The 12,487-nt window shown below is 39.7% G+C and carries 18 protein-coding genes, 1 tRNA gene and 1 riboswitch; of the genes, 8 read left to right on the top strand and 11 right to left on the bottom strand.

Going from position 1 to position 12,487, the window contains the following annotated elements; all coding sequences use genetic code 11:
* From NSS65_RS05880 to NSS65_RS05870, 3 genes are all read right to left on the bottom strand, one after another.
* Complete coding sequence (locus tag NSS65_RS05880) at positions 1–243, bottom strand: helix-turn-helix transcriptional regulator (protein WP_223251388.1); 243 nt, start codon at positions 241–243, stop codon at positions 1–3.
* A gap of 111 nt (positions 244–354) precedes the next feature.
* Entirely contained in the window at positions 355–549 is a 195-nt protein-coding gene (locus tag NSS65_RS05875) for a helix-turn-helix domain-containing protein (protein WP_326134381.1), read from the bottom strand.
* A gap of 22 nt (positions 550–571) precedes the next feature.
* Positions 572–766 carry a helix-turn-helix transcriptional regulator gene (locus NSS65_RS05870; protein ID WP_144525742.1) on the bottom strand — a complete coding sequence of 65 codons (195 nt, stop codon included), beginning with the start codon at positions 764–766 and terminating at the stop codon, positions 572–574.
* A 163-nt stretch (positions 767–929) separates the two neighbouring features.
* Here NSS65_RS05870 and NSS65_RS05865 point away from each other — a divergent pair, with 163 nt between their 5' ends.
* The 4 genes from NSS65_RS05865 to NSS65_RS05850 all read left to right on the top strand — a co-directional run bounded on the left by NSS65_RS05865 (position 930) and on the right by NSS65_RS05850 (position 3,865).
* Complete coding sequence (locus tag NSS65_RS05865; RefSeq protein ID WP_144525743.1) at positions 930–1,262, top strand: helix-turn-helix transcriptional regulator; 333 nt, start codon at positions 930–932, stop codon at positions 1,260–1,262.
* 34 nt (positions 1,263–1,296) lie between these two features.
* A complete protein-coding gene (locus NSS65_RS05860) occupies positions 1,297–1,938 on the top strand; it encodes a hypothetical protein (RefSeq protein WP_157292820.1) in 642 nt (213 codons plus the stop codon).
* Between the two features lie 85 nt (positions 1,939–2,023).
* Positions 2,024–2,542 (top strand): ImmA/IrrE family metallo-endopeptidase, encoded by a 519-nt coding sequence (locus NSS65_RS05855; RefSeq protein ID WP_326134463.1) that lies wholly within the window; start codon positions 2,024–2,026, stop codon positions 2,540–2,542.
* 87 nt (positions 2,543–2,629) lie between these two features.
* Positions 2,630–3,865, top strand: a complete 1,236-nt coding sequence (locus NSS65_RS05850) for a site-specific integrase (RefSeq protein ID WP_326135039.1) — start codon at positions 2,630–2,632, stop codon at positions 3,863–3,865.
* Positions 3,866–3,959: 94 nt separating this feature from the next.
* Here NSS65_RS05850 and NSS65_RS05845 read toward each other — a convergent pair.
* From NSS65_RS05845 to NSS65_RS05835, 3 genes are all read right to left on the bottom strand, one after another.
* Positions 3,960–4,032 (bottom strand) — tRNA-Val (locus NSS65_RS05845).
* Positions 4,033–4,164: 132 nt separating this feature from the next.
* Complete coding sequence (metC, locus tag NSS65_RS05840; protein WP_268436414.1) at positions 4,165–5,343, bottom strand: cystathionine beta-lyase; 1,179 nt, start codon at positions 5,341–5,343, stop codon at positions 4,165–4,167.
* A complete protein-coding gene (locus NSS65_RS05835; RefSeq protein ID WP_024426452.1) occupies positions 5,340–6,458 on the bottom strand; it encodes a methionine biosynthesis PLP-dependent protein in 1,119 nt (372 codons plus the stop codon). The genes metC and NSS65_RS05835 overlap by 4 nt, the downstream gene beginning before the upstream one ends.
* A 78-nt stretch (positions 6,459–6,536) precedes the next feature.
* Positions 6,537–6,658, bottom strand: a riboswitch (SAM riboswitch).
* A gap of 221 nt (positions 6,659–6,879) precedes the next feature.
* Here NSS65_RS05835 and NSS65_RS05830 point away from each other — a divergent pair.
* From NSS65_RS05830 to NSS65_RS05820, 3 genes are read left to right on the top strand one after another with little or no spacing between them, the layout of a single operon-like run.
* Positions 6,880–7,620: an esterase family protein gene (locus tag NSS65_RS05830; RefSeq protein ID WP_268421374.1), complete on the top strand. Its 741-nt coding sequence runs from the start codon at positions 6,880–6,882 to the stop codon at positions 7,618–7,620.
* A gap of 52 nt (positions 7,621–7,672) precedes the next feature.
* Complete coding sequence (locus NSS65_RS05825) at positions 7,673–8,188, top strand: YjcG family protein (RefSeq protein ID WP_039177859.1); 516 nt, start codon at positions 7,673–7,675, stop codon at positions 8,186–8,188.
* 6 nt (positions 8,189–8,194) lie between these two features.
* Positions 8,195–8,629 carry a GNAT family N-acetyltransferase gene (locus NSS65_RS05820; protein WP_024426455.1) on the top strand — a complete coding sequence of 145 codons (435 nt, stop codon included), beginning with the start codon at positions 8,195–8,197 and terminating at the stop codon, positions 8,627–8,629.
* Positions 8,630–8,711: 82 nt separating this feature from the next.
* Here NSS65_RS05820 and NSS65_RS05815 read toward each other — a convergent pair whose 3' ends face one another.
* A complete protein-coding gene (locus NSS65_RS05815; protein ID WP_024425007.1) occupies positions 8,712–8,969 on the bottom strand; it encodes a hypothetical protein in 258 nt (85 codons plus the stop codon).
* Between the two features lie 126 nt (positions 8,970–9,095).
* Between NSS65_RS05815 and NSS65_RS05810 the strand changes: the two genes are divergently transcribed.
* Positions 9,096–11,396, top strand: a complete 2,301-nt coding sequence (locus tag NSS65_RS05810; protein WP_326135038.1) for an ATP-dependent helicase — start codon at positions 9,096–9,098, stop codon at positions 11,394–11,396.
* A 16-nt stretch (positions 11,397–11,412) separates the two neighbouring features.
* Here NSS65_RS05810 and NSS65_RS05805 read toward each other — a convergent pair whose 3' ends face one another.
* From NSS65_RS05805 to NSS65_RS05790, 4 genes are all read right to left on the bottom strand, one after another.
* A complete protein-coding gene (locus tag NSS65_RS05805) occupies positions 11,413–11,670 on the bottom strand; it encodes a stage VI sporulation protein F (protein WP_034282022.1) in 258 nt (85 codons plus the stop codon).
* Positions 11,671–11,808: 138 nt separating this feature from the next.
* Positions 11,809–11,943 (bottom strand): YjcZ family sporulation protein, encoded by a 135-nt coding sequence (locus NSS65_RS05800; RefSeq protein ID WP_034282023.1) that lies wholly within the window; start codon positions 11,941–11,943, stop codon positions 11,809–11,811.
* A gap of 84 nt (positions 11,944–12,027) precedes the next feature.
* Positions 12,028–12,249, bottom strand: a complete 222-nt coding sequence (locus tag NSS65_RS05795; RefSeq protein ID WP_034282024.1) for a hypothetical protein — start codon at positions 12,247–12,249, stop codon at positions 12,028–12,030.
* A gap of 87 nt (positions 12,250–12,336) precedes the next feature.
* Positions 12,337–12,465 carry a hypothetical protein gene (locus NSS65_RS05790; protein ID WP_255290946.1) on the bottom strand — a complete coding sequence of 43 codons (129 nt, stop codon included), beginning with the start codon at positions 12,463–12,465 and terminating at the stop codon, positions 12,337–12,339.
* Between the last annotated feature and the right edge of the window lie 22 nt (positions 12,466–12,487).

Below are 12,487 nucleotides of genomic sequence, written 5' to 3'. Positions count from 1 at the left end.
TCATCCTCCAAACAAAGCCATAATGGCTGTAATTTGCTGAGTGACCGCAAGTGGATCGACACCACATAAAGTTGCGATCATGGCTTCTTTTGCATTTGTCGCCTCCATCCACCGTACATATGTAGGAACATCAAGCATCTTTTGATCGTTCTCAAATTTTGATATACAGCTCCTTGAGCGACTTAACAATTCAGCCAACTTCTCTTGAGACATCCCAGCTCTTTTCCTTGCTTGTCGGAGCACTACCCCCAACCTCAACTTCCTCACCCCCTTATTGTTCCTATATAGAACATGTTGCGAATTGGAACAGAAAAACCTAAAAATCCGCTGTATTCTAAGGTGGTAAATTATTAATCATTCAACTGGCTGAAAATTGGATTCCATTTGTGCTAATTGCCATTCTTCAAGAACTTCTCGTTTAAAGAAAATTCTTTTTCTTACTCGGAAGAACGGTATTTGTTTTTCACGAACCATTGTGTAAACAGTGTCGTGATGTACCCCAAGGAAATCAGCCGTTTCTTGAACAGTCATAGTTGTTTTTGTTGGCAATTTAACAACCTCCTTATTGAATTTAAGCATTGTCATCAAAGAACAAAGTCCAATCGATTTCTAATACTTCTGCTAATTTTTTTGCGATTTTAACACTGGGCTTTCTACTCCCAGTCTCTATCATTGTGTAGTAAGGTCTCTCAATACCGACAAGATTTGCTACATCCTGTTGTACTAGAGATTTACTTTCCCTAGCTAATTTCAACCAGTCACGCATTGTAACACCCCTTTTTGGAAAAGTAACGTTTCGTTACTCTTATGATAGTATCATTGTGTTACAAAATCAACCCCTTTGAGAAAAAAAGTTTCTTTTTGTTACATTCACTTATATGTAACTAAACGTTACGTTAGAATGTATTTATTAAAGGGTAGGTGATAAAATGTTTCCAGATAATTTGAAAAAAATTAGAAAAGAAAAAAAACTAACGCAACAATATATGGCAGATAAACTTGGTATTTCCAGACCAGCATATACAGCCTATGAATTAGGGAAAAGAGAGCCAGACCATAATACGTTAATAGCTATATCGAACATTTTAGATGTCTCGATTGATTTTCTTCTCAAAGGTAGAAACAGTATTGATGAACAAACAAGTCGAATATTAAATGATCCGGAAACATTAATCGCTTCTCGAGATGGAGAAATTACCGAAGAAGAAGCTCGTGAATTATTAGAATTAATCCTTAAAAAAGGTTTTGGTAAAAAAGATTAAATTCGGAGTTATAAAAACAGGGGGATCTAATTAAATGAAAAAAGGAAGATTGTTATTTCTACTAATTTTTTGTTTAGTCTTCCTTGGTGCATGCGGTAATAACGATACTGCTGGTACTGATGAAAAAGACACAGAGAAAAAACAAGAGACTCCAAAGCAAGGAGAATACGTTGATGGTCCTTTGACAAAAGTTGGTCAAAAGAATAAAGGTGAGGACAACGAAATATATGAATTAAAAAATATTAAAGTTGTTGATGAAACCACTGACCTTGATCCATTGTCAATAAATATCAAGGACGTAAAAATTTTGAGTATATCTAATATTTCAGATGATCTTCTCGAATCGTATCAACAGGGGCTTAAATTGAAACTTAAAAACCCCGTTAATTACATACAAATATCTTTTTCAGCAGAGAACAAAGGGAAAATTGATTTACTATGGCCACAAATATCACATGTTATCTTGAACACAAAAGAACAAGTTAACGCTAAAGAAAACCAACTACTTGACTCTGGAGAATGGGAACTTTATTCAGGAGCAAAAAAGGATATTACTCAAGGTATACCTTTTGAAAGTGATCCTAAAGACATAAAAGAAATCACTTTTGTTTTTGACAGCTCCGTTGGTAATGGAACTACTGTTACTGATGAGAAAAAGGTTAAAGTCAAATTTTAAATAGATACTCAATTCGAGTATTTATTTTTTTAAAATAAAATACGAACATACATTCTTAAGCTAGGGGGGATTTTTCTTGAAATACATGTATTCCGCATTAGAAATAGAAGTGAAAGATATTTATAGCAAATTATCTTTAGATGATATGAACCCATTAAATATTGAAGCAGTGGCCAGACACTTTGATATTTCTCTTATTTATAAATCAGCAGAATCAAAGGCGATTAGTATCCTAAATAAGAAAGTTATTGTCATAGACAAAAGGAAAGACTCATTTCAACAAAGAGAAGATTTTTGTCATGAACTTTGCCACATTTTAAAACACACTGGGGCACAGAATAATACACATTATCTCTTTAAACAAATGCAAGAAAATCAAGCGAATGCATTCATGTATCACTTTGCAGTTCCAAGTTTCATTTTGAATAAAATAGATATGCCCAACTCCATATATGAAGCTGTGCCCTTTATATCAAGACGTTTTGGAGTTTCATTTGACTTTGCGCATCATAGACTGGAAATGTTCTATCGTAATCTGATTACCTTTCCAAACTATTACAATCAGATTCAAAACAAAACAATGCTTGAATATGCTTTTTATTAATATGTAAGCTTCAATGTTTTAGTTATTCAAAAAGGAAAAAGACTTTAAATTATTTATTGTAGATTTCTCATAGTAGGAGTGATTTATATGGCTAGCATTGAAAAAAGAGGAAACAATTCTTTTAGATTAATTGTTGAAGCTGGTCACGATATAAACGGAAAAAGAAAGAAAAAAACTAAAACCATTCGCATAGAAGATACTAAACTATTAAAGACGAAAAGAAGATTGCAAGAGTATCTCTCAGATCAGCTCTATCAATTTAAAATCGAAGTTTCTTCTGAAGAATACATAGAACCTGAAAAATTAACATTTGAATCTTTTATCGCTAAGTGGAAAGAGAAGAAGCTTTATCGAAAGAGCGGAAAACCATACTCTCTCACTACTTCCGATGTATATTGGAGACATTTAAAAAATCATATTCTCCCTGTCTTTGGCAATAAAAGAATGGAGCAAATAAAAAGCCTTCATATTGTAGATTTTTTAGACAGTTTAAAAAAAGATGGCGCACGAAAAGATGGGAAACCAGGAGGTTTAAGCGGAGCCACTATACAGGACATTTTTAAAATTCTACAAGTTGTTTTTAAAACTGCAACTGAAGAATGGAAGATCATTAAGGTTGATCCTATGAAAGGACTTCCTCAACCAGAACATGAAAAGCAAGAAATGAACTATTTTGAAGCTGACGAAGCTGCTGAATGTATAAAAATTTTGTATAAAGAAGTTGATATTAAATGGAGACTTTATTTTTTAGCTGCTATGATCGGCGGTCTAAGACGCGGTGAAGGTCTTGCACTTGAATGGCATTTGGATGTTGATTGGGATCTCGGCGGCTTTCATATTAATCGTTCAATCTCAAAGACAGTTGATGGCAAACCCTATGTTAAAGAACCTAAAACAAGAAGTTCTAAACGTTTTGTAAAGATGCCTAACTGGTATATGGATGAATTAAAGCAGTACCATATCATGTGGAAAAAAGAAAAACTATTAGTTGGTGACTTATGGGAAGGAGATGATCACCAATATTTATTTCATAATGGTTTTGGTGAGCCTTACTATTACACAACCCCTACTTCCAAATGGTCAAAAATCAAAAACAAACACAAATTAAAAAACATTCGACTACATGATTTAAGACATACAATGGTCGCTCTCCTTATAGAAGCAGGTGAGAGCATTAATGCTATTCAGAAAAGAGCCGGACATGCCAGTGCTAAAACAACCTCAGATATTTATGGTCATGTCACAAACAAATTAGAATTTAACACTGCAGAACACTTTAATCATTTTGATCCTAAAAATATTGAGAAACAATCTGGCGGATAAAGTTCGTCCCCAATTCGTCCCCAATCAAAAGAAACAGAACAAATATTCGTTGTCAAAAAAACAAAAAACCCTTGCTAGGCAAGGGTTTCAACGATGATTCCGACTGGGCTCGAACCAGCGACCTCTACCCTGTCAAGGTAGCGCTCTCCCAGCTGAGCTACGGAATCGGGTTATGTATCAGTTCTGGGCTTTCTGTTACTGACAATCTCTATTATATAACCATAATAATAAAGCGTCAATGGTTTTGTTTAAAAAAGGTCAAAAAGCCGGCGGCTGTGCCGGCTTTTTTCTCTCCTTCTTTATGATTGGTTCACAAGGACGGGCTTTAGTTGATCGAGTGCTTGTTTGAAGTCACGTTTGAGGTCTTCTCCGTTTTCAACTCCGACACTTAAACGAAGCAGCCCATCTGTAATCCCTCTTTTTTCTCTTTCTTCTTTTGGCATAGCCGCATGTGACATTTTGGCTGGATATGACAGAATCGATTCAACGGCGCCGAGGCTGACGGCGAATACAGGTAATGTGACGGCATCCACCAATTCTTTGACAGCCGCTTGGTTTTCTAGTTCAAATGAGAGAACGGCTCCAGCTCCGCTTGCTTGCTTGCGCTGAATGTGTGCCCCAGGATGATCGTCTAAGCCTGGGTAGTATACTTTTTTCACCGCAGGATGTTCTTTTAGAAATGAAGCTAGTTCGAAGGCCGTTTGGCTTGCTTTTTCTAATCTCACCTGAAGGGTTTTTAACCCTCTTAACACAAGCCAGCAGTCCTGCACGCCAAGGACCGCACCGAAGGAGTTTTGCAGCGAATAAAGTTCCTCTCCCAGCTTCTCATCTTTCACCACGGCTAAGCCTGACAGCACATCACTGTGGCCGCTTAAAAATTTCGTTGCGCTGTGCAGAACAACGTCAACACCAAGGTCAAGCGGACGCTGAAACGCAGGGGTTAAAAACGTATTATCTAAGAAAGTCAGACAGTTATGCTCTTTCGCAAGCTGGACAACACCTTCAATATCTGTAATCCCTAGTGTTGGATTTGACGGTGTTTCCATGTAAATGACCTTTGTATTTGATTGAATGCCTCTTTTGACTTCATTCAAATCGGTCATGTCCACGAAGGTATGCTCAATTCCAAATCTTGAAAGAACTTGGGTGATCATTCGGAAAGTCCCGCCGTACACATCTCTTGTGACAAGGACGTGATCTCCCTTTGATAATAGAAGAAAAGCGGTTGAAATGGCTGCCATGCCTGATGCAAAGGCAAGCCCTCTCGTTCCTCCTTCCAGCGCTGCAATCGTATCCTCTAATGCTTGACGTGTCGGAGTTCCCGATCTGGAGTAGTCATATTGGCCAAATTCATCGAAGCTGCTTTGATGAAATGTGGATGCATGCTGAATCGGTACACTGACTGCACCTGTTGAACGGTCTGTTTTAAACGCATTATGAACGAGTTGTGTTTCGAGTGTCCAATCGTGTGTGGTCATTTGGCGTGTACCTCCTCTTTTACTTGTGATAGTGCCTGTTTCAAGTCTGCTTTCAGATCATCTACATGCTCGATGCCAACAGAGAAACGGAGCAGCTTGTTACATACACCGTTTGCAATGCGAATCTCTTCTGGAATATCCATGTGCGTTTGTGTTGCAGGATACGTAATGAAGCTTTCGACTCCGCCAAGGCTTTCAGCAAAACAAATCGTTTTTAGCTGCTTTAAAAATGGATTGACCCAGTCCTCTTTAGCTACTCGAAATGACAGCATGCCTCCCTTTCCTGGATAAAGGACATCTTGAATTTCTGGCTGTTTCTTTAAAAACTCAGCCAGCTCCTTCGCATTTGCCTCGTGCTGGCGCATTCTAAGAGCCAGTGTTTTCATTCCTCTCATTAAAAGCCATGAGTCAAATGGTGATAGAACCGCTCCTATCGCGTTTTGATGCTGGAACATGTCTTCAGACAGCTGCTCTCCTTTTGTGACCACAAGCCCGGCAAGAACGTCATTATGTCCGCCTAAATATTTGGTTGCGCTATGAATGACAATGTCCGCTCCAAGCGTAATCGGCTTTTGCAAGACTGGTGTGTAAAAGGTGTTATCGACAATCACCAAAGCGCCATGCTCTTTTGCAATCTTCGCTATTTTTTGAATATCTGCTTCCTGCATCAGTGGATTTGTCGGTGTCTCAATAAAGACCGCTTTTGTGTTTGGCGTGATTTTAGAGCGTAAACAGTCTTCATCTGAAAAATCGTCATAAAGAAAACGCAGGCCGTACTTTTTCCATTCGTTTTCAAACAAACGGTATGTACCGCCATATAGGTCTGATGAGACGATGAGTTCATCTCCGCTTTCAAATAGAGCCATGATCGTTTGGATTGCCGCCATTCCCGAACTGAAGGCAAAACCGGCCGTCCCTTCTTCGAGTGAAGCAATTGCATCCTCTACAAGCTGTCTTGTTGGGTTTTTCGTTCGAATGTAATCAAATCCTGTAGATTCCCCTATACCTCTATGTCTATATGCTGTCGAAAGATAAACGGGAGGACTGACAGTGCCAGTCACCTCTTCGCTACGGTTTCCAATCTGCGCTAATTTCGTTTCCACATGTTCTGTCATTTGACACCATCCTAAGTAAAAATCTGATTTCAAAACAGAAAACCCCTTCTTCATAAGAAGAAGGGGTTTAATCGCTTCCTCTTATCTTCCAAGCAAAAAAGCTGCTTGCTGGATTTAGCACCTTGGTACATCACATGAAGTGATGCATACCGGTTGCTGAGGTTTCAAAGGGCCAGTCCCTCCACCTCTCACGATAAGAATGTGTTGTCTGTCTGTTCTAATTCTTAATACTGTAACCCATTAAATCTCATTTTTCAAGGGGAAATGTCATGATTAATTAAAATTTTCTGTATTTTATAACAGAATCGATGTTATACGGTTTGATTGCATGTTAGCATATAGGAACAACGCTGTTTTTCGTGTTACAATGAATGGAAACGTTTCACTTTATGATGAATTTGGTTAGCTGGAGGAATGGATTATGGTGAAGAAAACAGGAATCATTCAAGAAGAAACCTTACAGTCAAAAGAACTTGGGGCGGACATGACCATTTTGATCTATTTGCCAGTCAATTACTCCCCCCTTTATACATATCATGTCATCATTGCCCAGGATGGTCATGATTATTTCCGCCTAGGCAAAATAGGCAGACAGGCAGAAGAATTGATGCAAAACAAAGAAATGGAACGCTCGATTATCATTGGTGTTCCTTATGAAAATGTCACGGAAAGACGAAACACGTATCATCCAGAAGGTACAAAGTTTGAAGCGTATAAACGCTTTTTAGCAAATGAACTGGTTCCTTATATTGATCAACACTTTCCAACCTATCAAATTGGATCAGGACGAACGTTTATTGGTGATTCACTTGGTGCGACGATTTCCCTTATGACAGCCATTGATTATCCTTCTTTATTCGGCGGGCTGATTTTGCAGTCCCCTTACGTTGACGAGTCGGTTCTAGAAGCCGTCAAACAGTCGACAGCCCTTTCTCATTATGCCATTATCCATCAAATTGGGCTTGAGGAAACGGCTGTGAAAACAACAGATGGCCAGGTGCTTGATTTTGTTCAGCCGAATGAAGATTTAAAGGCCCTTCTTGAACAATCTGGTGCGGATTATTTATTTGAGACATTCGAAGGGGATCATAAATGGACGTTTTGGCAGCCGCTCATTGCGCCTTCGTTAAAAAGAATGCTCCCATATTCGTTAATCAACTGAATTTTGTTATAATAAACAATAATAAATACTTTCTTATTCAGGAGGGAACATGATGAAATACGGAGTTGTTATATTTCCATCAAAAAAATTGCAAGATATTGCGAACTCTTACCGGAAGCGTTATGATCCGAACTATGCACTCATACCGCCTCATTTAACATTAAGAACACCTTTTGAATTAACGGATCTAGAAGCGGCTGAGGTCGTCTCAACGTTAAGAGATTATGCAAAAAATGCTTCTCCTATTACGTTACGTATTAAAAAATTCAGTTCATTCGCTCCTGTAAACAACGTCATTTATATGAAAGTAGAACCGAACGAGGACATCATGGCGCTCAATGAAAGATTGTACGCAGAGCCACTTGCTGGTACACCTGAATATGCCTTTGTTCCGCATGTGACAGTCGCTCAAAAACTATCCGATGATGAGCATTCAGACGTACTTGGCACATTAAAGCTGAGAAAAATTGACCATGAAGAAACAGTGGATCGCTTCCACCTTTTATATCAATTAGAGAACGGATCTTGGACCGTCTATGAAACATTTATTTTAGGAGAAGAGGGTTAAAGACATTTGAAAACAGTCATCGCAACAGAACAAACACAACGAGAAGATGCATACTATGTTCGAAAAGAAGTATTCGTAAAAGAACAAGAAGTTCCAGTAGAGATCGAAATAGATGAACTAGAGGACAAAGCCACCCATTTTGTCATTTACAATGATGACAAAAAACCTCAGGCGGCTGCTAGACTGCGGATCATTGAGGGATCAAAGGCAAAGCTTGAACGCATTTGTGTGTTAAAAGAGGCGCGCTCCTTCGGCCTTGGCCACAAACTATTAGAGGCGCTAGAAACAGAAGCGATTGCAAATGGAGCAAAAGAAGCGGTGATGCATGCCCAAGTCCAAGCTCTTCCTTTCTACGAAAAGAAAGGCTACAAAGCGGTTTCTGAACCGTTTGAAGAAGCAGGGATCACACATGTCAAAATGACAAAAACGCTGTCTGTTTGACCAAAAGAAAAGCCAGAGCATTCAAGATGCTCTGGCTTTTTCTTTTTCATTATCGTTCGCCACAGGAAGAAAGCGCAATCATTTATATATACGTATTGATATGAATGCCCTTGCCTTCCTCCATAAACATATCTCGTACAAAGCGTTCCCGCTTTTTTTGCTGTACTTTCGTTTCCGCTTCTGTCACTAAGTCCTCTTTTTTCTCCAGCTCTCTGTATATCTTGTCATGAAAGGTGCGAGTAACCTTTGTTACTTTCGCATAGTCTTCTTTATCTTGAGGAGCTGGACGATTGATATATTGAAAATACAGATCCGGCTGAATCGGGGCTATATATCCCATCAAGAACGCCTCCTTTGCTTCTCTTCTATTCTACTATTCCCTAATTATGACTGTTTGAAACACGCCTCATTTGATATGATTAGATGTGTTTCATTTTAAGATTGATTGACTATTGGAGGACTAGCTTTGAAATGCGCACGACGACATGATCGAACGATCTCATTACATACGTATTCGAGAGAACACTATCAATTCCTCCATGACGAGGGAAAAAAAGGACAATTATTCTGCCCATATTGCGGACAACCGGTCTTTTTTAGATTAAATATACATGATGAACCTGCCTTTATTCATAAGCACATGTCTCAGCAAGAGATTTGTGAAAAAGCTGATCACAATAAAACGGCAGATCAAGAGGAAAGAGATTCTTATAAAGAACTTGGCGGCTTCCGTTTTCCAACCGGGAAACAGATCATCTCGCAAACGAACGAATCATATGACTGGCAGGAACCTAGGTCAATTCAATTTAGCGACGCCTTACATTTAGAAGAGAATGAACAAGTTCATACGATCGACCTCTTTCCGCATATCACCTTCAGCACACCGCAGCTTCAAGCTGTCACACATCAAGATGGTCCGATGCTTGTGCTGGCTGGTGCCGGCAGCGGGAAAACAAGAGTCCTGACGGCTAGAGCGGCTTATCTCATGTCCCATCATCATATTCCTGCTCATCATATTTTACTCGTGACCTTCACGACCAAAGCGAGCAGTGAGATGAAAGAAAGGCTGCGCAAGCAATACCAGCTTCATCCTTCACAAGCCAGCCAAGTAGTGACAGGCACCTTCCACAGTCTTTTTTATAAAATGCTGCTTCACGATGACGCAAGCAAATGGAACGGCCAGCATCTGATCAAGTTTGACTGGCAAAAGGAGCAATACATTCGAAAAGCCATAATGAATGAAGGGCTTGATGAAAAAGACTACCCTACTGATCAAGTACTGCAATCGATCGGCTATTGGAAAAATGCCTTTTTACCAGGTGAACTTCCTGATTTGAAGGATGAAAAGGAAAAACATATGTGGACGATCTATCAATCATATGAACAGCAAAAACGAGACAATCAGCAATTTGACTTTGATGATATGGCGATTGCCTGCTTACATATGCTGACAGAACAGCCCGAACTGCTAAAACGGTATCAAGAACGATTCCAGTATATTTTAGTGGATGAATTTCAGGATATTAACCCAGTACAATATCAATTGATTCAGCTTTTATCCGGAGAATCAGAGCAGTTATTTTGTGTAGGTGATGATGATCAAGCCATTTACGCCTTTAGAGGGAGCAATCCTGCTTTCATTCTTGAATTCAAACAGGACTATCCTTCGGCTCAGATCGTCCATTTACATGCGAATTACCGGTCTCACCATACGATTGTCGCAAGTGCTGATGCGATTATTAAGAAAAATCAGCATCGCTATGAGAAGACGTTAAAAGCCGTGCGCGCGGAGAAAATTCCCCCGACGCTTTTTTATCCATATGATGAAGAAGAGGAAGCGACGATGATTGTCGCAGATATTCAGGAGAAAATTAAAAACGGTGCAAAGCCGAATGACTTCTGCGTGCTGTTTCGAACGAATACAGGCGGCCGTGCGATTTATGAACGGCTGCATCAATCGGCCATTCCGTATGAAACGGATGCCGGCGTCAAAGCCTTCTACAGCAGACGAATGGTTCGGGTTCTCCTCGCCTTTCTTTCCTTAAGTCAGGATGCAGATGATGTGGCCGCCATAAAACAGCTGCTGCCGGTTTTCTTTTTAAAGCAGCAAACCCTGAATACACTAAAGGCACTGACCATCACAGAAGATTGCTCAATGGTAGAAGCGCTCGGAAAACTGACAGATATAAAGCCGTTTCAGCGGAAAAAGCTGCAATCAATTGTTCCTTTGTTCCGAACGTTACGGACGTTAAAGCCATCGGACGCAGTGACATTTATTGAACAAAAGATGGGACTCGGGGATTACTTAAAAAAACGGGTGAACGATACGAATGTACTTGAAAAAGGAGCGGATGATGTACGTGATGTGAAAACAGCCGCCAAACGCTTTGAAACGATTGAAGCCTTTCTCGCACATGCCGAACATATGAAGTCTGCCGAAAAGGAAAAAACAGATGAACCCGGTGTTCAGCTCATGACGATCCACCGCGCAAAGGGACTTGAGTTCCAGACAGTATACATCACTTGTGTGGTCGACGGGGCACTGCCCCATGATTTCTCACTGGATGAACTCAGAAACGGTGATGAAGAAGCGCTGGAAGAAGAGCGCCGTTTATTATACGTTGCCATGACAAGAGCTGAACAATCTCTTTATCTGTCTGTTCCATCATTTAGACGAGGAAAAACGGCTCATCGTTCTCGCTTTTTATATCCTCTTCTAAAGAAAAACCGTGAATTATTTACGCAAAAACAACAGGCCCCCCTTTAAACGGAGAGCCTGTTGTTTATTTTTTGTTGTTCATCATTTTAGAGATTGTATTGAAATCAAGCTTTTCTTTTCCACTAGTAATCGATTGAACGATTTTGTCTTCCATTTCTTTAGGTACACGTTTGTTCGCAAGCTGCGCTACTTTTTTAATGACACCTCGAACGGTATTCTCATCTTTAAAGTTGGCATTTTGCAAAGAACCTGCAAGTTTAAACACATCATTCATATTCACACCGGTTTTGTTTTCTACGCTTTTAAAGAATTTATTATCCATTCATTTGCCTCCTCTTTGTGGAGTAATCACCTTACTATATGAAAATAGGCGGGATATGTGCCTATCCTAAAACCTTGTTTGATCAAAGAGAAAGGAAAGCAAAAGGCTTCCCCCTTGCTTCCCTCACCTTCTTACTTTTTAGTAGTTAAAGAAAGAAGCACCAACGATAATTAGAAGGATGAAAAGCACAACGACAAGAACAAATGTTGATCCATATCCGCCGCCGTAGCCACCTCCGTAGCCGCCGCAAGAACCGCCACCGTAACAACTCATATATAAGCACCTCCTCTTCTCCCTTACAAAGTATGAAAAATGAAAGAAATGGTTTGGACGATCACATAAAAAAGTGCGGAATTTTTATTTCTGCTGTTTAAATACGTAATCTGCCTCTCTATGACGCATCATGAATGCTTCTGTTTCTTTCGCAAAAGCCTCCATCTTCACGCCAAATTCTTTTAAGTGCTCCTCAAGATCATTCGCTTTATCCGTTAGATCCATTTCAGCCTTCTCGTGCGCTTGTTCTTTCCCATCATGGGGTTTAGTGAACAAGGAACCAATTAATTGTTCGAATGCATCCATTCTGGTCACCCCTTCCCTCTTACATATGCATCACTCAAAAAAAGGGCAACAAAAAAACCGGATAAATCCGGCTTTTGTTTTTCTCTTCTATTGAGGTTTCTTTTTGTTTCCACAGCCGCAGCCTGTTTTCTTGATTTTCTTCGTATATACAGATTGTTGATTTGACTGCGCTGGATAACCTTGAAGCGTATGTGACGGCGTTTCGTTTGGTTTCATCGCAACCCTTCCTTTCCTATTC

The sequence above is a fragment of the Bacillus sp. FSL K6-1006 genome (genome assembly GCF_038593175.1).
In the GTDB taxonomy this organism is placed as follows: Bacteria; Bacillota; Bacilli; order Bacillales; family Bacillaceae; genus Bacillus; species Bacillus safensis.
This window is presented reverse-complemented; position numbering and strand designations above follow the sequence as displayed.